Origin of the sequence: Chitinophaga sp. (assembly GCF_039596135.1) — a bacterium.
Classification (GTDB): Bacteria; Bacteroidota; Bacteroidia; order Chitinophagales; family Chitinophagaceae; genus Chitinophaga.
The window spans coordinates 1-21,228 of record NZ_JBCNKH010000046.1 but is presented as its reverse complement, the minus strand read 5'-3'; the positions used below and the strand labels follow the sequence as shown (position 1 = coordinate 21,228).

22 protein-coding genes are annotated in these 21,228 nt (G+C 45.8%); 12 read left to right on the top strand and 10 right to left on the bottom strand.

Annotated elements, in window-relative coordinates:
* The first annotated feature begins 14 nt into the window (after positions 1-14).
* Positions 15-1,718: a ribonucleoside-diphosphate reductase subunit alpha gene (locus ABDW16_RS22325; RefSeq protein WP_343672827.1), complete on the top strand. Its 1,704-nt coding sequence runs from the start codon at positions 15-17 to the stop codon at positions 1,716-1,718.
* Positions 1,719-1,754: 36 nt separating this feature from the next.
* Here ABDW16_RS22325 and ABDW16_RS22320 read toward each other — a convergent pair whose 3' ends face one another.
* Positions 1,755-2,384, bottom strand: a complete 630-nt coding sequence (locus tag ABDW16_RS22320) for a metalloregulator ArsR/SmtB family transcription factor (RefSeq protein WP_343672825.1) — start codon at positions 2,382-2,384, stop codon at positions 1,755-1,757.
* 126 nt (positions 2,385-2,510) lie between these two features.
* Between ABDW16_RS22320 and ABDW16_RS22315 the strand changes: the two genes are divergently transcribed.
* Complete coding sequence (locus tag ABDW16_RS22315) at positions 2,511-3,128, top strand: superoxide dismutase (RefSeq protein WP_343672823.1); 618 nt, start codon at positions 2,511-2,513, stop codon at positions 3,126-3,128.
* 104 nt (positions 3,129-3,232) lie between these two features.
* On the opposite strand, the gene ABDW16_RS22310 is transcribed toward ABDW16_RS22315, so the two are convergent.
* Positions 3,233-3,766, bottom strand: a complete 534-nt coding sequence (locus ABDW16_RS22310; protein WP_343672821.1) for a dihydrofolate reductase family protein — start codon at positions 3,764-3,766, stop codon at positions 3,233-3,235.
* 103 nt (positions 3,767-3,869) lie between these two features.
* Between ABDW16_RS22310 and ABDW16_RS22305 the strand changes: the two genes are divergently transcribed.
* Positions 3,870-4,748: a LysR family transcriptional regulator gene (locus tag ABDW16_RS22305; protein ID WP_343672819.1), complete on the top strand. Its 879-nt coding sequence runs from the start codon at positions 3,870-3,872 to the stop codon at positions 4,746-4,748.
* Here the strand turns inward: ABDW16_RS22305 and ABDW16_RS22300 are convergent.
* From ABDW16_RS22300 to ilvC, 6 genes are all read right to left on the bottom strand, one after another.
* Positions 4,732-5,250 (bottom strand): GNAT family N-acetyltransferase, encoded by a 519-nt coding sequence (locus ABDW16_RS22300; RefSeq protein ID WP_343672817.1) that lies wholly within the window; start codon positions 5,248-5,250, stop codon positions 4,732-4,734. The two genes, ABDW16_RS22305 and ABDW16_RS22300, sit on opposite strands and share 17 nt — an antisense overlap.
* Complete coding sequence (locus ABDW16_RS22295) at positions 5,216-6,400, bottom strand: MFS transporter (RefSeq protein WP_343672815.1); 1,185 nt, start codon at positions 6,398-6,400, stop codon at positions 5,216-5,218. Before ABDW16_RS22295 ends, ABDW16_RS22300 begins: the two co-directional genes overlap by 35 nt.
* Before the next feature lie 84 nt (positions 6,401-6,484).
* Positions 6,485-7,804, bottom strand: a complete 1,320-nt coding sequence (locus tag ABDW16_RS22290; protein ID WP_343672814.1) for a serine hydrolase — start codon at positions 7,802-7,804, stop codon at positions 6,485-6,487.
* A 31-nt stretch (positions 7,805-7,835) separates the two neighbouring features.
* Positions 7,836-8,489 (bottom strand): FadR/GntR family transcriptional regulator, encoded by a 654-nt coding sequence (locus tag ABDW16_RS22285; RefSeq protein WP_343672813.1) that lies wholly within the window; start codon positions 8,487-8,489, stop codon positions 7,836-7,838.
* A 5-nt stretch (positions 8,490-8,494) separates the two neighbouring features.
* Positions 8,495-9,997 carry an ATP-binding cassette domain-containing protein gene (locus ABDW16_RS22280; RefSeq protein ID WP_343672812.1) on the bottom strand — a complete coding sequence of 501 codons (1,503 nt, stop codon included), beginning with the start codon at positions 9,995-9,997 and terminating at the stop codon, positions 8,495-8,497.
* Positions 9,998-10,011: 14 nt separating this feature from the next.
* Positions 10,012-11,493 (bottom strand): ketol-acid reductoisomerase, encoded by a 1,482-nt coding sequence (ilvC, locus tag ABDW16_RS22275; RefSeq protein ID WP_343672810.1) that lies wholly within the window; start codon positions 11,491-11,493, stop codon positions 10,012-10,014.
* Positions 11,494-11,827: 334 nt separating this feature from the next.
* Here ilvC and ABDW16_RS22270 point away from each other — a divergent pair, with 334 nt between their 5' ends.
* From ABDW16_RS22270 to ABDW16_RS22250, 5 genes are all read left to right on the top strand, one after another.
* Positions 11,828-12,784, top strand: coding sequence for a histidine kinase (locus tag ABDW16_RS22270; RefSeq protein WP_343672808.1), 957 nt, complete (start codon positions 11,828-11,830; stop codon positions 12,782-12,784).
* The gene (locus tag ABDW16_RS22265) at positions 12,781-13,467 is read left to right on the top strand and encodes a LytTR family DNA-binding domain-containing protein (RefSeq protein ID WP_343672806.1); all 687 of its coding nucleotides are present in this window, start codon (positions 12,781-12,783) and stop codon (positions 13,465-13,467) included. The genes ABDW16_RS22270 and ABDW16_RS22265 overlap by 4 nt, the downstream gene beginning before the upstream one ends.
* Positions 13,468-13,540: 73 nt before the next feature.
* On the top strand, positions 13,541-15,079 hold the full coding sequence (locus ABDW16_RS22260) for a hypothetical protein (protein WP_343672804.1): 1,539 nt from the start codon (positions 13,541-13,543) through the stop codon (positions 15,077-15,079).
* Positions 15,080-15,133: 54 nt separating this feature from the next.
* Positions 15,134-15,505 carry a hypothetical protein gene (locus ABDW16_RS22255; RefSeq protein ID WP_343672802.1) on the top strand — a complete coding sequence of 124 codons (372 nt, stop codon included), beginning with the start codon at positions 15,134-15,136 and terminating at the stop codon, positions 15,503-15,505.
* Positions 15,506-15,653: 148 nt separating this feature from the next.
* Positions 15,654-16,055, top strand: a complete 402-nt coding sequence (locus tag ABDW16_RS22250) for a response regulator (protein ID WP_343672800.1) — start codon at positions 15,654-15,656, stop codon at positions 16,053-16,055.
* Between the two features lie 82 nt (positions 16,056-16,137).
* Here the strand turns inward: ABDW16_RS22250 and ABDW16_RS22245 are convergent, their stop codons facing one another.
* Positions 16,138-16,974 carry a DUF2911 domain-containing protein gene (locus tag ABDW16_RS22245; protein ID WP_343672798.1) on the bottom strand — a complete coding sequence of 279 codons (837 nt, stop codon included), beginning with the start codon at positions 16,972-16,974 and terminating at the stop codon, positions 16,138-16,140.
* A gap of 22 nt (positions 16,975-16,996) precedes the next feature.
* Complete coding sequence (locus tag ABDW16_RS22240) at positions 16,997-17,767, bottom strand: helix-turn-helix transcriptional regulator (RefSeq protein ID WP_343672797.1); 771 nt, start codon at positions 17,765-17,767, stop codon at positions 16,997-16,999.
* Positions 17,768-17,807: 40 nt separating this feature from the next.
* On the opposite strand from ABDW16_RS22240, the gene ABDW16_RS22235 reads away from it, so the two are divergent.
* The 4 genes from ABDW16_RS22235 to ABDW16_RS22220 all read left to right on the top strand — a co-directional run bounded on the left by ABDW16_RS22235 (position 17,808) and on the right by ABDW16_RS22220 (position 21,209).
* Positions 17,808-18,452 carry a DUF1349 domain-containing protein gene (locus ABDW16_RS22235; RefSeq protein WP_343672796.1) on the top strand — a complete coding sequence of 215 codons (645 nt, stop codon included), beginning with the start codon at positions 17,808-17,810 and terminating at the stop codon, positions 18,450-18,452.
* A gap of 22 nt (positions 18,453-18,474) precedes the next feature.
* Positions 18,475-18,825 carry a hypothetical protein gene (locus ABDW16_RS22230; RefSeq protein ID WP_343672795.1) on the top strand — a complete coding sequence of 117 codons (351 nt, stop codon included), beginning with the start codon at positions 18,475-18,477 and terminating at the stop codon, positions 18,823-18,825.
* Positions 18,826-18,888: 63 nt separating this feature from the next.
* Positions 18,889-20,928: a TonB-dependent receptor gene (locus ABDW16_RS22225; protein WP_343672794.1), complete on the top strand. Its 2,040-nt coding sequence runs from the start codon at positions 18,889-18,891 to the stop codon at positions 20,926-20,928.
* Positions 20,925-21,209 (top strand): hypothetical protein, encoded by a 285-nt coding sequence (locus ABDW16_RS22220; RefSeq protein WP_343672793.1) that lies wholly within the window; start codon positions 20,925-20,927, stop codon positions 21,207-21,209. Before ABDW16_RS22225 ends, ABDW16_RS22220 begins: the two co-directional genes overlap by 4 nt.
* Positions 21,210-21,228: the final 19 nt, after the last annotated feature.

The following is a 21,228-nucleotide window of genomic DNA, read 5'->3' as shown; positions in this document are numbered from 1 at the left end:
TGATATAATTGATAATGATGACTTTATTTGAAACAGCCTCCCCCGAAACTGCTGTAACCAATGAACAGGATAGCAACCGCCTGTGGTGGAAAAATGAAGAGAGTGAGCAGATCCTGAACAGAGGCTACTTACTGAAAGGTGAAACCGTAGAAGGTGCCATCGAAAGAATTTGTTCAGCTGCTGCACAACGCCTGTACAAACCAGAGCTGAAAGACGTATTCAAAGAAATGATCGAAAGAGGTTGGATGAGCTTAAGCTCTCCGATCTGGGCTAATATGGGAACAGAAAGAGGACTGCCTATTTCCTGTTTCAACGTACACATTCCTGATAATATTGAAGGCATCACCCACAAACTGGGTGAAGTGATCATGCAGACCAAACTGGGTGGCGGTACTTCCGCTTACTTCGGTTCCCTGCGTGAGCGCGGTAGTGCGGTAACTGACAATGGTAAATCCAGTGGTGCAGTCAGCTTTATGCGCCTGTTTGACACGGCGATGGATACCATCAGCCAGGGTGGTGTAAGACGTGGTGCTTTTGCCGCTTATATGGACATCGATCACGGCGACATCGAAGAATTCCTCTCTATCAAAGATATCGGGCATCCCATCCAGAACCTGTTCTACGGCGTATGTGTGCCTGACTACTGGATGAAAGATATGATCGATGGCGATATGGAGAAAAGGCAGATCTGGGCGAAAGTGCTGGAAAGCCGTCAGCAGAAAGGCCTGCCATACATTTTCTTTACTGACAATGTAAACAGGAATAAACCCCAGGTATACAAAGACCAGAACCTGACCATCCACGCGAGCAACCTGTGTTCCGAAATCATGTTGCCTTCTACAGAAGAAGAATCTTTCATCTGTTGCCTCTCTTCCATGAACCTGGAACTGTACGACGAATGGAAAGATACCAATGCTGTGAAACTGGCAGTATTCTTCCTCGACGCGGTGCTGCAGGAGTTCATCGTAAAAACAGAAGGTAATCACTTCCTGGAGCCTGCTAACCGCTTTGCAAAAAGACACCGTGCACTGGGTCTCGGCGTACTGGGCTGGCATTCCTACCTGCAAAAGAACATGATTCCGTTCGAAGGTTTACGTGCTAAACAACTCACATCTTCTATCTTCAAAGATATCCAGACCAAGGCTGAGAAAGCAAGTAAAGAACTGGCATGGATTTATGGTGAACCTGAATTGCTGAAGGGTTATGGTAAGCGAAATACCACATTGCTGGCCATTGCTCCTACCACATCTTCCAGTGCCATCCTGGGCCAGACATCTCCTGGTATCGAGCCATTCAGCAGCAACTACTTCAAGGCCGGTCTGTCTAAAGGTAACTTCATGCGTAAGAATAAATACCTGAAAGCACTGCTGGCCGAAAGAGGTATTGATAATGAAGAAACCTGGCGCAGCATTATGATGAACCATGGTAGCGTACAGCACCTGGAACAACTGACCGTGGAAGAGAAAGAAGTATTCAAAACCTTCAAGGAAATCAGTCAGCTGGAAATCATTCAGCAGGCTTCTATCCGGCAGCAATATGTGGATCAGTCCCAGAGTCTGAACCTGAATATACCTTCTAACCTGCCTGTAAAAGAAGTGAACAGGTTACTGATACAAGCCTGGGAACTGGGTGTGAAAACACTCTATTATCAGCGCAGCCAGAGCGTTTCCAAAGAGTTGGTAACGAACCTGGTGACTTGTAAGAGTTGTGAAGGGTAATGAAATTGAAAAGGGCCGCAGTGATGCGGCCCTTTTTTATTGCGGTTTGATTCTGTAAGCACAGCGTCGCCCGCCTTTTACAATATGTTCTACTCTCTCCACCGATACCTTTTCTCCTAATACCGTTTGAAAAGTTTCCAGCTCCGATTTACAAAACCCTAAACAGGCCTGTGCTGCGGAACAAATAGGGCAGTGGTTTTCTACAAATAAATAACCTTCTGCATCTTTGGAGTAGTCCGCCATGTAGCCTTCCTCATCCCTTATTCTGGCGAGACCACTGACCCTGCCTTCCAGGTCGGGTATGTTGCTTAATTTCTGCAGGTATTTCTGCTGACCATCCCTGCCATTTGCTTCAATCACTTCCAATAGTGCCGCTTCACCCAGCGTATCCTGCATCTTTTTAATAAGACGTACAGTCAGCTCCGCATGGGTATCCGGAAACCTGGCATGACCCAGCTGGGTCAGCGACCATACCTGCTGGGGCCTGCCTTTTCCCTTCGCTTCTGTATGCGTTTCGACCAAACCCTCATTAGACAGCTTAATCAGCTGAAAACGGGCGCCTTCTGTGCTCACATTCAGGTCTTTCGCCAGCGCTACCAGCGGCTGCGGACCTTTCGTCTTCAGCAGCATTAACGCTCTTTCATTATCGGGCAAACTCATTTTCATAATAAACAAAGTAGTTATTTGGTAAACCAAAGATAGGACAAATCCTTTACTAAAGTATTTAACCAAATAAACATTTGGTTTATTAAGTTTAATGCATACATTTGTACTGTTAAAACCGATCAGTATATGAGTACATACAAATTGGAGCCGTTACCATACGGTTACGGCGCTTTAGAGCCAGTGATTGACACGCAGACAATGACCATCCATTATTCCAAACACCACCAGGCCTATGTCGATAACCTGAACAAGGGGCTGGAAGGTAAACCGTACGCAGATCTTCCACTGGAAGAGTTGTTCCGCAAGATTGGGGAATTGCCACCGGTGATCCGCAATAATGGGGGCGGGCATTATAATCATAGCTTCTTCTGGCCACAGTTTGCTGCGCCGGCTGAAAGAGAAGTGAATGGCGAGCTCGCTGCCGAAATCAGGAAAGCCTTCGGATCAATTGAAGACTTTAAAACCAAATTTGCAGAGGCCGCGATGACCCGTTTTGGATCAGGATGGGCATGGCTGATCTGGTCAAAAGAAGAACAGCAATTAAAAATCACTTCCACAGCTAACCAGGATAATCCATTGATGGAATTACCAGAGATTGTGAAAGGACAACCCTTGCTGGGACTGGATGTATGGGAGCATGCTTATTATTTACACTATCAGAATAAGCGTGTGGAATATGTAGCCAATTTCTGGAAGATTGTGAACTGGGATGTAATCAATGACCGCTTCGCAAAAGCAAAATGACCCGTTGTAAATCGCGCTTTCTAAAACCAGATAAATTAGCTGCGCATGCAGCACGATACATAGAGAAACATTTGTAAAAGTTTATGCAGACCACAGGTATATTCCTATACCTGTGTTTTTTTATAATGCAGTTGTACTAATCCTTTTTCAAAGTGTTTTACTGAAATGAGGTCTAATAATTCCTCTCCCCGTCCATCCTGGAACAATTTGGTTCCACTACCCAGCAGGATCGGAATGATTGAAATCACAAATTCGTCAATTAAATGATCCTGCAGTAATGCATTCACTATTTCCGCACCCCCATCGCAGAAGATGTTTTTCCCTGCTTCCTTTTTTAGTGTGGTAACCAGCTCCTGTAGCGAACCGGTGTAGAAATGTGTACTGCCAATGCTTTCACGCGGTGTTCTCGTAATCACATAAGTTGTCTTATCCGCATGGTGAAATTCCGGTACATGGTTCAGTATCCAGTCATACGTTTTTCTCCCAATGATAACGGTGTCGATAGTATTTATAAACTCCGCATAGCCATAGTCTTCGCCTTCCTTTTCTACAATGGACAGAAAGCTCAGGTCGTCGTCGGGTTGGGCAATGTAACCATCTACACTGGTGGCTATGTACAGGATAACTTTTCTTTTCATGGGTTAAATATTAGATGCGAATGCATATTACCAAAATTAGGTGGAATTATGATACTGATCATTGTCGCTGGTTGCATGCAACTTAGTTGTAACTTACTTCAGGATGGAACATAGGCAACTTAAATATTTTCTGAAGGCACAGGAACTGCTCAGTTTTACAGAAGCGGCCCAACAGCTGCACATCAGTCAGAGTACCCTGTCCCAACAGATCAAACAACTGGAAACGGAACTCAACACACCGCTCTTCAACCGCATTGGCAGGCAGATTACATTGACAGAAGCCGGTACTTTGTTCACCGATTACGCCAAGCAGGCAGTGAAGAAAGCCGAAGATGGTCTGCAAATGATCAGGGACCTGAATAACCTGCATATCGGTACTGTGACGGTAGGAGTGGCCTATAGCCTGAAGAACTTTTTTACAAAGGCGCTGATACAGTTTGCAGCAAAGTTTCCGCAAATCAACCTGAAAGTTGTGTACGACTCTTCCCTGGGGTTGTTCGACAGACTGGACCAGTTTGAACTGGATTTTAGCCTGGCCTTTCACGAAGGGGTAGACGTACCTCATTTTGCTTACCAGGAGCTGTTTAGCAGCCCTATGGTCGTAGTGGCCAACAAGCAATCAAAAATTGCTAAAAAGAAACTGCTCTCACTGGACGAGATCTGCGAGCTGCCCCTGGTCATAGCGACAAGGGGATACAGCAGCAGCCATATTATCAGTAAGACTTTTACACGACATGGACTGGACCCGAAATTCTCCATCGAAGTCAATGACATCCCCACCGTATTAGACCTGGTAAAAACCGGCAAGTGGTATAGCATCGTTGTACAAACGAGTGTGATTGACAAAGACCTGGTGACGATCCCGATTGATGAAAAAACACTGGTGCGCAATACAAATATTATCTCACTGAAGGAAGCCTACGAAACTAAAGCAATAAAAGAGTTTAAAAAGATCCTGATCGATCTTAAGCATGAGGATTAGTTAATACCTTCTCATATGCTTTCCGGGCTGCACCCCTGAAGAATACTTCGCCGCAATATACGTATCCACTTTTTTCGAAAGCGCCCATCATCCTTGGGTTGTCGAAGTTGGTATCTGCCCTTACACTGGTAATGCCATGCTGTAAAGCCCATTCATCGATGTAGTTGAGCATGACCCGGGAAAGCCCTTTGCCCAGGTGCTTTTCAGAAATGGCCACACGGTGGTATACCACGAAGTCTCCATCAGTGAGCCATTTACCTTCTATGGCTGCATATGCGGGCTCGTCGTTGATGAGGATGGCCACATAGCCCAGTATCTCATCGCCTTCAGTGAGCACATAGCCATGTCCTTTTTCGATGTCTCCTTTTACCACGGCCGGATTTGGGTAGCCATCCTGCCATTGTTTACTGCCGTCTTCCTTTCTTCGCCGGATCGCCTGCGCCAGTATGTCCCAGATGGCCGATTGTTCATCTAAGCTGGCTTTTCTGAAGTTGTAGTTCATATGATTTAATATTCCAGATCAATACGAGATTAATTAATAACAGTGCGCACAGTGAACATAAGTAAATAGTAGTGCCAAATTGCTGAATCATAAACCCGCCAATGAATGGCGCCGCAGCCTGCGCGATCAGCGGCATACGGGCCAACCGGCCTATGACCAGCGGGTAATGTTCCGGACCATAAATTGCTAATGGTAAGGTACCTCTCAGTACAGACCGCATGCCGTTTCCAACTCCAAAGATAATTATTCCTATGGTAGCAAGGCTGGGATGGAAGAAGAGCAGGCCGATGCCTAGCAGCATGGCAAAAGTAGAGATGAATGCCATTTCGACCGCACTTCGGTTAGCCATCATGAGTTCCAGTGTACGCGCAGCAGATTGACTGGGACCAAGAAAGGCCACGATAAACAATATGGTAGACATCCCGATTTTTTTTGCACTGAGAATGTCGATGAGGTGCACAACAACGCCGGTGGTAATGATGGCACCGATGGTAAAGTTGGCAAGGAGCAGGTAGAAGATTTTGGAACGGAAAGCAACGTTGGCACTCGGGGCGACGGTGGCTGTTTTTATAGTAGGCTGAAAAATATATTTATGAACAGGATAAATCACTATCATTAATATCCCCGCCAGTGCAAAACAGGTATGCCGCCAGCCTGATTGCTGCAATAAAAACGAAGTAAATGGCCATGAAACAGAAGGCGCCAGGCTGGCAATCAACGTTACCCATACTATCACTTTTTTCGCCTTCGTGCCATATAGTTTACCCAGCGAGGCAAAGAGGGCGTCGTAGAGCCCCATACCCATACCTACACCAATGACCACCCAACCCAGCACAAACAGGAGATAACTCTTTGCCAGTCCGATCATGATCAACCCTATTCCCATCACAATCCCCGTATAATGCAGAATAACGTTTTTTTCAGACTGCTGAATCATTTTCCCAATACCCGGCAGCAGCAAACCTGAAATAAGCAGGGCTAAGGATAAACACCCGTATACCTGCTGGTATGACCAACCCGTTTCCTGCATGATCGGCCCTGACAGTACGGACAAAAGGAAATAAGACCCACCCCACAGCAGTATCTGCGCAAGCCCTGATAGCATCAATACGATATAGGGTGGTTTTGAATTTTCGATAAGCTGTTCCATAAATCGCTACAAAGGTCTGAAGTTTGATGGATCGGCCAAACGATATTTTTCTATCCACTCCATCGAAAATACCGATGAATCATCCTATTTGGCACTAAGAATATCCTTCACCCGACCATTCTTTGGATCTAATTCCAGTACTTTTTTATAATTGATTTCCGCATTGGCTTTATCACCTATCTGCGTATACGCATTCCCTAAATATTCATATGCGGCAGCTGAAGCCGGAAACAGTTTTACATTCAGTTTAAACAATGCAATACCAAATCCCGTTTGCTTGCTCTGCATAAAAATATCCCCATTGGCATTTAAGAACCCAGCATCAAATTTGCGGCCTTCCTGCTCACAGAGTTCGCGTACATGCTGTTCTACATAGGGCATTCCATTCCCGGTAATCCATTTGTACAAGGTGAGCTGCGTGGGCGGCGTAAAAGGTGTGTGCGTGCCATCCTTCATCACAGAAATAACGCGGGGCGCCAGGCGTTCTGCAGATTCCCCCATGTTGCACAGTATTACATAACTGTAACCATCTTCCGTGTACCCGATCGCCGATGTCCATGTGGGCAAACCACCCGTCAGGTGCATGGTGAGCGGATAGCTGTAATGGGAGGGAAGCAGCTGTTTACGCTTAGCCTCCACAAATTTCAACATATCGTCCAGGGTGGTATATACTCCCTCGTCCGGATGCCCGTTTTCAATATCGTCTACATTGGTTTTAGTACCATCAGGGTTAATCAGCTGCCCATACGCGCGGTTGGTGGCGGCCAGTTTCTCGGCTTTGGTGTAAGCAATACTGGTCATGCCTAGTGGTGCGCCTATACGGGTACGTACCGCATCGCCATAAGACTGGCCGGTTATTTTTTCAATCACAGCGCCCAGTACTACATAAGCTGAATTGGAATACGCCTCCCCCGTACCCGGATCAAATAATAAGGGCTGCCAGGAGATAATCTGGAGCAGGTCGTTGAGCTTAAAATCAGTTTTCCTGATCTTGGCATAATCCGGGCTATGCTCATAATCTCCTAACCCGGACCGCATCGTGAGCAATTGCGCTACTGTAATCGCCTTCCCCGTTTTAGGCGGGAAAATGCTCACAAACTGGTCTACGGAGGCGAGTTCATCCAGTTTCCCCTCTGCTATCAGCTGGCGGATAATTTCCTCAGTAAATTGTTTGGTAAGATAACTTGTATTGTACAGGGTATTAGCAGTCAATGGCCTTTTTGTAGAGTTCTCAGAATAGCCGTTTTGTTTGCTGTAAAAAACAGCCCCATCTTTCATAATCACCGCCTGTCCTGAGAACATGCCCGACTCTATGGCCTGCCGGAATAGTTGTGTAAAGGGTTGAGCATAGGTTGGAATAGTCAGTAAAATAGCCATCCCCAATAGACATATGGCCTTTTTCATAGGTGTTTTTGGCCGTAAATGTACGTTATATTCAATATTCCAGTATTTCTTTGATACAGGCAATGGCCTGTTCGCAATCCTGGCGGGTAATAGCGTCTAATAATTCTACATGCAGGTCCTGTGTCACGGTCATGATGGAGGTATCACGCATGGTATCCAGCAGGTATCTTTTTACATGTTTGGCAGTGGCTTTGTACAGGTCTTCCAGCACGGGGTTGCAGGTGGCATGGGCCATACAGCTATGGAAAGCCAGGTCCTCGTCAATGCTCTGCTCTATCTGGCCGGTTTTGCCAAAGTGATCCCTGCGCTGCAGCGCTTCCGCCATTCCGCGAATGTCGGCTTCCGTGCGGTTCATGGCCGCTTTCTCGGCCATCTTGATCTCCAGCCAGGCGCGTACCTCGTCTATATGCCTGGGATCCGCCTTGCTCAGGCGTACATCGATGGGCTCGCGGGAGCTCACCATTTCATTTACAAATGATCCTACACCATGGCGCACATCGAGGATGCCTATATTGGCGAGCAATTTTATAGCTTCCCTGATTGTCGACCGACCCACCCCAAAAGAAGCCATCATATCCGTTTCATTCGGCAGCTTTTCGCCTACCTGATAAGTACCATTGACTATCAGGTCGTTTATGCGATCCGCAACTTCTTCTGCAAGTGTTTTCCTATGTATTTTAGTCATGTCAACTATTGAATCGTTTCTATCTTTACCACATGTCCCTTATCCAGCAAAATTCTTTTTTCCAGGCAGGCAGGCAGGGCCGATTCGTAATGGCCTACATAAATTAACGTTGTCCCGTTTGCGCACAGTTTGTCGACAAACTTATTGAAGTACTGTGTCTGGTCATTGTCCAGTCCCTGGCAAGGTTCATCCAGAATTAACAATTCAGGATTCTTGATGATGGCTCTTGCCAGCAATGCCAGGCGTTGTTTGCCCAGTGGCAGGTGCGTGAGCAGTTCGTGCTGCACATCTTTCAGGTTCAGGAATGCAATCAGTTCTCTTACCTTCACGGTCTGCGAGTAAGGCAGCTGTTTGAACAACCCGATAGAATCATAAAAACCGGATGCAATACTGGTGAATACTGTAGCACCGGGATCAAAGTACCAGTGCAGTTCCGGGCTGATTAAACCGATCTTTTCCTTAATGTCCCAGATGCTTTCACCACTACCACGTTGTTTGCCAAAAAGGAAGAGGCCATCTACATAAGACTGGGGATGATCTGCACATACCAGGCTCAGTAAGGTAGACTTTCCGGAGCCATTATGTCCCTGCAGGAGCCATTTTTCACCGGCTTTTACTTCCCAGTTGATATTGTTCAGTACCTGTTTTTCACCATAGTGAATGTTCATGCCGACCATCTTTACCACCTGTTTCGCATGATACACGGGCTTTTCCATGAGGAATTCAGGTAGTGGTTCCAGTTCGTGCAGGATCTCACCATTATGATTATTGGTCGCGGAGGCAACCAGTTTACCATCTATGATCTGCGCATACTGATGCACATTATTGGGTACATTATCGTCGTTAGTGATCAGGATGTATTGAGACCCGATGCCGGACAGTTCTTCCAGCAGCGTATTTAAGTTCTTCCTGGAGGTTACATCCAGACCGGCGTAAGGCTGGTCCAGGATCAGCAGTTGTGGTTTAAGCCAGAGGGCTTTGATCAATTGCAGCTTTTTGTGTTCCCCGCTGGAAAGTTCTATCAGCTGGGAATCCAGCAGGTCCCTGTATCCGAGTGCATCGATAATGCTATCAGCATCCGCAGGGTTGAGATTTTTTTCTTTCCCAAACACTTTGAAATCGCCTGATACGGTAAGGGTTTCTCTCGCCTGTTTACGATTGTAGCGCTGCTGGTAGTAAAAGTTAGCGTCGCCTTCTAAATTCTTGAAGTGGTACCAGTTGGATACGTAGAGTACCTGCGGAGGAAGTGGGCTGTTTTTATCAAAGTTATATTCGATGCTGCCGTCTATGCCTTTCGGTGTTTCTATCAGTTGGGCGAGGGTGGTTTTTCCGCTCCCGCTTATTCCGTTCAGCACCCAGTTTTGTCCACGAACTATATTCCAGCTTAAATTATCTAATACAATCTTGTCTTTAAACCTGACATGCAGGTTTAAAACCTTAACAACGGACTCTGACATCATATTCCAGTTTCTGAGAAGAAGAGAGGAATGAGAGCCATCTGCTCTCATTCCTTCATTATATTTTAGGCAGTCTTAATTGACTTCATCGCTGTCATAGCTTTGCGCAATTTTCTTCCTACTACTTCTACCGGGTGGTCGCGGAGGATGGCGTTGATGTGTACCAGTTCAGCATTGTCAACGGAACCGGTTTTGCCTGCGTTGAAGTTTTTACCAACGAGGTCAGTATCAACAGTCTTCATGAAACCAGCCAGCAATGGTTTACAAGCCTGATCGAACAGGTAGCAGCCATATTCAGCAGTATCAGAGATCACGCGGTTCATTTCGAACAGTTTCTTACGCGCGATGGTGTTTGCGATCAGTGGAGTTTCGTGCAGGGACTCGTAGTATGCAGATTCAGCTTTGATACCAGCTTCTACCATTGTTTCGAAAGCCAGTTCCACACCTGCTCTGATGAATGCTACCATCAGGGTGTAGTTGTCAAAGTATTCCTGTTCGCCGATCTTCACATCGCCGGCAGGTGTTTTTTCGAAAGCAGTTTCGCCGGTTTCTGCACGCCATTTCAGCAGGTTTGCATCACCGTTTGCCCAGTCTTTCATCATGGTGCTGCTGAATTCTCCGCTCATGATATCGTCCTGGTGTTTCTGGAACAGTGGACGCATAATGGTCTTCAGTTCTTCAGAGATTTTGAAAGCAGCTATTTTCGCAGGGTTGCTCAGGCGGTCCATCATACCACTTACGCCACCGTGTTTCAGGGCTTCAGTGATTACTTCTACACCGTATTGAACTAATTTGGAAGCGTAACCGGCATCGATGCCTTTTTCCAGCATTTTGTCGAAAGACAGGATAGAACCGGTTTGCAGCAGGCCACACAGGATGGTTTGCTCACCCATCAGGTCAGACTTTACTTCAGCTACGAAAGAAGAACGCAGTACACCGGCTCTGTGACCACCAGTACCTACGCAATATGCTTTCGCCTGCTCCAGACCTTTACCTTCAGGATCGTTCTCAGGGTGAACTGCGATCAGGGTTGGTACACCAAAGCCACGCAGGTACTCAGCCCTTACTTCAGAACCTGGGCATTTAGGTGCTACCATTATAACAGTGATGTCTTTGCGGATCTGCATACCTTCTTCTACAATGTTGAACCCGTGAGAGTACAGCAGGGTAGAGTTCTTTTTCATCAAAGGCATTATCTTAGTTACCACAGCAGTGTGTTGCTTGTCGGGAGTGAGGTTCACTACCACATCAGCACCGGGAATCAGTTCTTCGAATGTGCCAACCTTGAAGTTGTTGTCAGTTGCATTTTTCCAGGAATCTCTTTTGTTGTCGATCGCTTCCTGACGCAGTGCGTAGGAAATGTCCAGACCACTGTCTCTGAGGTTCAGACCCTGATTTAAGCCCTGAGCACCTGCTCCTACGATAACTACCTTCTTACCCTTGAGGGCAGCTACGCCGTCAGCAAATTCTGCGATGTCCATGAACTCGCATACACCTAATTGGTTCAATTGCTCCCTGAGGGGTAAAGAATTAAAATAATTTGCCATTGCTTCTTAAAGTATTAATTAAAGTCTAAATTTTAAGTTCGATGTCGTGTCATCTGATGACAAAGTTATCAGGATTTTTATTATTGTCAATACCTATTTTATATTTCGGGAATTATTTCAAAGAGACCCTGAATATTTTAGATATTATTTAATATTGAGGGAAATCCACCCCTTTTCTGCCCGATTTTCGAATGGCACCCGATCCCGTCCCCCAACTCAGCCCCGTCTAACTTTAACAATTTTTTGTCTACAAAAAACCCCCTTTCATCTCTGGATTTTATCATTTCTGACCGGGGCTATAGGTCAGACATTTCGTTCGTTTTAATTTTCGCCCATGAAATATACCTATCATTTCATACTGGTTATCGTCGTCATTGGTTTAACTATTTGCGTGCCTTATATGACCAGGCCAGCCACCACTTTTACGGTCAATGAGCTCTACTATTCAGTAATGCTGGAAAATGCGATGGCCGCGGGCGGATACTTCCTGAATTTCTATGTGTTCATCCCGTTTTTATACAATCGAACGCGTGTCCTGTATTTTATAACACTATTGGCGTATTTCGCAGGTATGCTGTATATCCCCATTGAATTAAATCACCTGTTTGCGGAGTTCAGATTTTTAGTGATCTTTTTGCCTGTTCCCCAATTGATGAAGCTGTCAATGACTTTTATGCTATCTTATATAGCGCGCAGGCGGTATGAATGGAACGCACTGGCAGAAGAAAAAACAGCGTTTGAATTAGCTGCTTTGAAGCAGCAGATGCAACCGCATTTTTTCTTCAATACCCTGAATGGAATTTATGGATTGTCAATAAAAGAATCTCCCGAAACACCTGCTTATATACTAAAACTGGCAAGCATGATGCGGTACGTATTGTATGAGAGTAATGGAGATAAGGTATCGCTTGCCAAAGAAATAGAACATCTCACCAACTACTGCCAGATGCAGCAATTGCGCCTGGGTACTAATAACAAGGTGAAGCTCAGTGTCACAGGGAATATTACCACACAGCAAATTGCCCCCTTTATCCTGATCCCTTTTATCGAAAACAATTTCAAGCATGGTATCTCTGCAAGTATAGAAACGACCATGGATATCTCTATTCACGTCACACCTGATGTGTTGCAATTTACCTCGGCAAATACAATTGTATCCTGCGCCAAACACGAAGGGGTAGGCATTAAAAATGTAAAACGCAGACTGGAATTAATCTATCCGGGTCTACATACGCTGGTCATCCATCAACAGGCGCAGCAATTTATTGTTCAACTCAGTGTCAGTTTATGAAACCTTTAGTAGTCATCACCATCGACGATGAGCCTATTGCTCATGAAATCCTGTCACATTACAGTCATCGCTTAAACGGGATTAAATTAACGCGGCAGTTCACCTGTCCGGAGCAGGCATGGGCCTACCTGGCGTGTAATTCTGTCGACTTAATCCTGCTGGATATTGAGCTGGCAGAAGTAAATGGGTTGTCTTTTTACCAGGCATTGCCGCAGCGACCCATGGTGATTTTTACCACCGCGCATCCGGAATATGCCGTGGAGGGATTCAATGTAGCGGCGATTGACTACCTGCTGAAACCCTTCTCTGCCGAACGTTTTGAACAGGCCATCGTAAAAGCAGGATTATTACGCCAGGCGCAGGAACTATCATTGTCACTAACCGTACGTGCGGATTATGAAACAAAGAATATCCTGCTGGCAGACATTCTCTATATCGAAGGACTGAATAATTATGTAAAAATATACACGGCTTCATCCCCACATCCGTTGTTGTCTATGATGTCGCTAAAGGAGATGATGTCGCGGCTACCCGGGCACCAGTTCATGCGTATACACCGGTCTTACATCGTGCCCCGGCATAGGGTAAGTGCGGTAAGTAGCAGGTACATCACGCTGGCAGAGAAGAAGTTGCCCGTAGGCGACACGTATCGTACCTATGTGAGTGCGCTGATGGACAAGTGACGGTTCTCCAATATTATCGTGGGGTTTTCCCTTATTATTTTCCGGCAGGTGGCACGGCTTATAGATTTGCCGGATGAAGTATTTTATATCTGTTACACTACTTATTTTTATACCTGTATATGTGTGGGCCCAGTCGCCTATGCCCGAGCCGACTGGTCGAACACAGAAAGTGCTGACGATTCAGAATGAGAAAACGGGACATGTTGATACTATTAAGATGGGGGACTTCATCAGACTCTGGTTCTGGTCCGACAAGCGGATTAAGATGGAGCAACCCCTTACCCGTACAGATTTTAATAAAAATACCTACTATATAGAATCCAACCTCCTTGGGGTGACGGATACCACGCTTATTTTTTTAAAACGCTCTCCTTTTTTACCCATTCCCGCCATTCCATTGCCCATCCCCCTTCCTATTCGTTTACCTAACAAAATACCGATGCATGAATTCGATACCATCAAGCTCCGCGATATCAGGGGTATCCGGCTGGTGAACCCGGCCCTGGAAGGAGCAGCGGTCGGTGTAACCATGGTTCCGGCTACGTTTATAATGCCGGAATACTTTACCACATGGCCGGGCATAATGTTTATGCAGCCTTCCATGCAGATTGTATCTACCTATGTCGGTGATGTCTTCTTCCCCCTCCACAAAGTAAACAGGGAGAACAGGCACCGGTTCACCCTCGGCACCAGCGAGATCCCCATAGATACGGTATATTATATTCAGAAGCGCAGAATGAACGGGGAAAATGACTACGAATGGGAAGTAGAAAGACTGGAACGGTACGAAAAGATGTATAAGCACGTCAAAAAAGAAATGAACGACAAGCTGCTGGACAGCTACCAGGGTAATACTATTTTCAGTATACCCCTGGGCGTTACCCTCATTCCTGACATGTTTAAGAGCGGGGAAGACCTCAAGAGCCATATCAGCATTACGGAGCGGAAGTTTTACTTCGGCTTTGCCTCAGAGAACTGGATTACCGACCGGCATCGTATTGGTACCGAAATGGTCCTGAACCGGACGCAGCGGTTTATGTCTATCACGGGGTCAATCAATGCAAGTATGGGTATGATCCTCTCGAATTTTACCTACCTGAAATGGGGCCTGAAAGGCTGGTACAGCGAGGGCTATAAGCAGCGGCAATGGGCGGCCATCCACCAGCTGGATGATGAAATTGCTGCCGCTGAGGCGATTGACGATATAGAAACGGGGGTGCTGACTGCCAAACGTAACTATTTCCGGACCATGCTGGCCGCAGAGCCCAAACCTTACCTGTTATTTGGGGTAGGAGCGATCAATACCACCCTGATCCGGATCAAAGGCAGTGAAGCCAGTGGCATTGGGAGTACTGACTACTCCCAGAAGAAATTTGCGGTAGAAGGCGGCTTTGGAATGTTCACCCGTATGGGCAAGCGGCTCACCTACGATTTCTCTGCCAAATACATATGGAGCCCAAGGTACAGCCCCGCCATCGGGGGACTGGAACGCTACAGCGGGTTTAGGTTACAGCTGAATATAGGATATATGTCCGGCATGTCGTTTATGCGGACCCGAAAGATGCTGAAACAGATCAATACGAATAGAGAACCAAAAGAAAGGAAGCCATAAAGTAGGATATTTGATAAATTTTTATAATTTACAGTTCCATATTTTTACTATCCTATGAGTATTGAAAAAATCGTATTTGACAAGGTGTACGAAGGCCCTGTTGATGCAGACATTGACTGGGTGGCCGGTGGCAATTTTGACGGCTATATCTACAAAACCACTTTACGCTTCACGGAAGAAAAGAACAAAGTAGTGCTCACTACCAAGATTATTGACCAGTCCAGGTATGATGGAAAGGAATTTGACAAAGATGCCATAGGTACGTTTTCGGTATCCGACAAGCGGGCTATTGTCTGCGAGTTCCCGGGGTTCGATATGCGGGGGCGGTTCCTTGGGGAGAATGGGGAATTTATTGCCTTTTCCATCTGGCACAATAAGAACAGGGACGGATCTTATTCCAGGGTGTATAAGCTTGAGAACGCCTAATGGTACAGGTTGCATTACAATCACCACTGTCCTGAAGACAGTGGTGATTATAATATAAACTGAGTAATTACACAGTCGAAACCTTACCTGAAAATTAATAAAAAGTACTAATTTTGCGGCGCCCTAATAGCCGGGGTACCATACACTTATGTCCAAAGACCATATTACCATTTTGCTGGTAGATGATGACATTGAAGACCAGGCACTACTCACTGAAGCCATTCATAAAATAGCACCAGCTGTTTGTATTAAATTATTCAATAACGGGTCAGAGGTTTTACAATACCTGTCTGACAAGGAAGAGGATACGCCATACCTGATCATATTGGATTACAACATGCCGGGCATCAATGGCTTGCAGGTGCTGGAGCGTATGCGGGAATTTCACCGGCTCGTCAGTGTACCAAAAATAGTTTGGAGTACCTCCAATTCTCACCACTTCAAAACGCAATGTTTAAACGCCGGGGCGCTCAAATACATTGTGAAGCCACAGAATTTGCATGACCTGAACCAGATAGCTGCAGACATTATTGATGCATTAACGGCCTGAGCCCGGTTAGATGCCGAACTCAAGCCGCTAAGTCTGTCTAAGCTTCGGATGCACGTCAATCGCAACATCCTGCTCTCTTTGATTATTTTCCAGCCTGTTTCAGCAACTCGTTGTTGAGGTTCACATACTCCTGGATATTATCTTTCTTCGCCAGCTCCAGGCTCTCTTTTGATGAGGCAATCGCGCCTGCTTTATCGCCCGCTTTCAGCTGTACCTTCGCTTTCCAGTATTTAATATAGAATACATTCGGCTGTTGCTTATCCATTTCATTGATCCATTCCAGCGCTTTTTTGGAATCAATATTGTTGTCGTAATAATATTGTGCTGCCTGCATGTAAGGCTTTTTCTCAGTCGCCATTGCAGAATCAATACTTGCCATGATTTCAGCTTTCTGATCTACTGTGAGGTGCAGCTTTACCTGTGTATGATCCCATGAAATGCTCAGTACAGCGGCTGTAGGAGTCACGTTGTCAAAAGCCATCGTATAGGTCTCTACGGCATATGGCAGGGTAGAAGGTTTTACATCAAAGCGTAAAAGATCATCTTCTTTGCTGTAGGAGTAAGATCCCCATTGGTTTGCTTTTTTGCTGATGATAATGGTCCATTTATCCTTTTCAGGAATGGCGAACAGCCCATAGGTACCTGCTTCAATTTTGTGCCCTTCGATGGTGACTGCATCTTCCAGGGTAATAGCAGGAATACCGTTGGCGCCCAGTCTCCATACGGAACCGTAAGGTACCAAACCACCGAAGATCTTACGACCATTCATGTTCGGACGGTTGTACTTTAACTGTACGTCGTGAATACCTACTTTTTGTGTGATGCTGGTGCCGCTGCTTGCAGCCGGTACTTTCAAGGTTTGTGCGTATATCCCGGTCGATAGAGAAAGGGATATAAGGGTGGTAATTATAGTTTTCATGGGGCAAATGTAGGGTATCTTATCAATTATCCAGCAGGTGAATGGCATCTGCAATCCGGCATGCCGCCATAGAGTTATTGACATGCAGTTTTTGCAGAATATTTTGCCGGTGCCTGTTTACCGTATACACACTGATGGAAAACCGTGCAGCAATCTCTTTACTGCTACTACCGGCCTTGATCATACGTAGCACCTCTTTTTCACGGTCCGAAAGAATGTCACTCACCTGTTGCCTGTCGGGCAGGGAGAGCCTGCCTGTCCTGGAATTCACAATCCGCCCGAAATAAGCATTGCCCTCTACCTGCTGTGGTGGAAAATTATATAGGCACAGCGCCATCCACACACTGCCATTATCTGCATTCTTAATATAGAACATGCGGTGCTGCACAGGCACATATTCCTCCTGTGCATTCCGCATATGCAGCATACTGTTTACATAGTAATCGTATCGTTCATGAATTGGCAGGTCTTTCAGCAGGTGAAAGAATTGTAGTTCCATGGCATGCTTCGATTGCAGGTCATCCGGCCGTATCCTGCTGAATAATCCTTCTTCCCAGATGGAATCAATTTCCGTTTCCATTTGCAACCCCAATGCTGCACCCACGCCTCCGGAATAAATATAACTCCTGTTGGCCCTCAGGTCGCTCAATACAGCAACGGCATTTTCGATACCCGCATACACCTTCGCGATCAGCTGGCACTGCGCCAGCGGAGAGTCCTGCTGCGAAAAGGATTGCATCAACAGCGTATCATTCAGTATATTTTGGTTATTATTAACCATTGCACCTTGCATAACCAGCATTTACATTTGCAAAAGTAATAATTCAGCAAGTATGAAAAAGATTCTCTGGACCGTAGTTTCACTCATCGGCATGCACACAGTATCAGCCCAGACGCTTGAAAAAATGCAGTGGTTCAACGAACCCGCCAAATGGGATATCAAAGATAAGGCATTGACCCTGTTCGTCACGCCACAAACCGATTACTGGCGTATTTCCCATTATGGCTTTACCGTAGACGATGCCCCCTTTTACTACGCCAATTACGGCGGAGAATTTGAAGTAAAGGTAAAACTCACCGGCAGTTACAAAGCCCGTTTCGACCAGATGGGACTCATGATCAGAACAGACCAGGAGAACTATATCAAGACCGGGGTGGAGTATGTAGATGGTAAATTCAATGTGAGCACGGTAGTAACCCACAAGACCAGCGATTGGAGCGTGACCACACTGGATAAGGTGCCGCCGTTTATCTGGATCAAAGCCGTGAGAAGACTGGATGCGGTGGAGATCTTTTACTCCTTTGACGATGTGAATTATGTGATGACCCGCAATTGCCCTTTGCAGGACAATCACCCCGTAATGGTGGGTGTGATGGCAGCTTCGCCCGATGGACAGGGCTTTGAAGCTAAGTTCGAAAACTTTACCGTAAAGCATTTACCTGACCAGCGCCGTTTGCAGTGGTTAAATAAAAATTAAAACATTGTTGCATTTTCTGAAGATGTTCTTATATCTTTGCCAGGTGTCTGACAAGAGAAATATCGTCTTCAGAAAATGCCTTGCCTGGTGCCTGCTAGCCTTACTGGCGGTGGTACACAGTGTAAAGATGCTCCACTACCATGCTGTACCGCTGGGGGAGCATCGGCATTTGCAGATCATTTCCTTTCAGCAGCCGGGCCATCATTGCGCCATTTGCGACTTTCACCTCACCCGCGATGTGGAGGTGCCGGTACTGCCCACTTATTTCCCTCCTTTACGGCCTGTAGTACAGCAATATGCTTACAATATACAGGGCTATAATTATCTCACTTATTTTCATTATCAACTTCGTGGCCCGCCTGCAATAGCATAACTATTGTTTTTTTTATGACGTGAACACCCGTTCACGCAGGGCTTATTTTTTCAAATTATTACAATGAAGTTGAACCTACCCGGCATATTATTGCCGTTATTTTGCGTGCTCCAAACCCACGCACAAACACCATTACATGAAGTGACCGTCACAGCATCCGCCATGCCGGTAGAACTACGAAAGATCTCATCCAGCGTTTCCATCATCAAGAGCAGTGATGCTGAGATGAAGCAGGTACAAACTATTGATGAGGCATTGCGATACATTCCGGGAGTGGCCGTAGATCGCAACCGGGGGTTAACGACTACAGGTACTCATACGGCTGTTACACTGAGGGGCACGGGCTCCGCAGGGCGTACGCTGATCCTGAAAGATGGCATTCCATTAAATGATACTTACACCGGTGGTGTTTCCTTATGGAACAGCATCGCTTCCAATAGCATTTCGAGAATTGAAGTAGTACGTGGTCCGGGGTCTTCTATTTATGGTTCCAGCTCTATGGGTGGCACCATCAATTTGGTGACTGAAAATCCCCGGAAGCAAACCACATTTGGTGCCGATGTACGCTATGGGTCTATGAATACTGTAATAGCCAACGTGAAAGCAGGTAAGCTCTTTAATAATGGCTTTGGTATCATCGCTTTTGCAGAGTATAAAAAAACAGATGGTTACCAGTACATGGCAGATAGCCTTTGGAAAAGCTATTACCAGAAACCCACCATGGAACTATTAAATGCCAATGTAAAAGTATCCTATCAGCTGGGTGAACGATCTAAACTGGAAGGTATCGCAGACCTGCATACAGAAAACCCGGCCTCCGGCACTTCCATATTATACAAAGAGAAAAACAATGTGGCCAACTTCCTGCTGCGGTATACAGGCAAAAATAATTGGTTTGACTATAGTGCATCTGCTTATTATAATCATGAAAAAATGAATACGGATGCCCTGAACTACAATGCTGAAAAAGGCACTTTTAGCACCGACTATTATACGACCCATGTACCTATTGATGTATCAGGGTTTATTGGAAAGGTCAGCCGTAAAATCGGGGTGAATGACCTGACCATTGGCGGCGACGTAAGATTAAATAAACTGTCTTCAGAAAAATACTACTACGGCAAGGGGAATCAAAATTATTCAGGTAATCAGAATTTCTATTCCCTGTTTATTAATGATGATGTATCTATTGGCAATTCCCTGAACTTCAACCTGGGCCTGCGCTGGGATAACTGGCACAATAACAATGGTAAGTTCTTCGATAACCAAAGTGGTACACCGGTTTCCATTCATTATACGAATGCATCTTCGTCAGTGCTGTCTCCGAAAGCAGGCGTAGTATATCGCATCAGCGACCAGTTCAGGCTCCGGTCTGTATATGCCATGGGTTTCAAAGCCCCCAGTATGTATTACATGTACAATTCCTCCCTGCTGGGTACTACTTTCCGCTTAGGCAATCCCGACCTGAAACCGGAAAGAATGGTGTATTCCATAGAAGCCGGTGGCGATTATACCTTAGGCCAGGTGCTGGAAGTGTCTGCTACTGCTTATACTTCCCGCTACAAAGACTTCCTGGATGCTGTACTGATAGATGCTTCGCAAGTACCGGCTTATTTTGATCCGGGCAACTGGGCAGTGCGTCAATACATCAACATCGGCGCCGTCAGACTCTCCGGCGTAGAGGCTGCTGTACGTTACAAAATAGCGCCGTGTCTCACTACCATCCTGAGTTATTTCTACAATGACTCCAAAATACTGAAATACGAATCCAATACTGCCTACGAAGGGAATGAAATGGATGGCAACCCGCATCACCGTATAGATGGCGGTATTGCTTTTTCAAAAGCCAAACTCTTTGATGCAAGTGTATGGGTAAGATATGCCGATAAGAGCTATGGCGATCTGGAAAATACCAAGGCGCGAGAGTTGGCAGCCAACACTGTATTCGATGTAAGAGTTGCAAAGCAAATTGCAAAATTCAATGTGTATGCGAATGTATTGAACCTGTTTGATAAGCTGTACTATGGCTACTATGGCTCTGCTACCAGTTATTATTATGCACCCCGCCGTTCATTTAATGTAGGCGTATCTTATAATTTATGAAGAAATTAGTAATATTATTATGGGCGGTGTTGTTGGCTACAACAGTGACTGCACAGGTAAAAGTAAGCCTGGTCCTGTCTGACAATTTTAGCCAGACAGGGGCCCAGGTAAAGGAGTTGCTGGCAGATGACTGCAACATGCATGTATTCTCCACAGCCTCTTATGACAGTGCACAGGCGGCATGGCTGGGGCAGTCTGACCTTATATTTGTATATATTCATGCTTCTTCAGTATTCGAACAGGTACGCCCGCAAATATTGCAGGCAATTTCTCCGGCCTGATACGATGCGGCCATTCCGT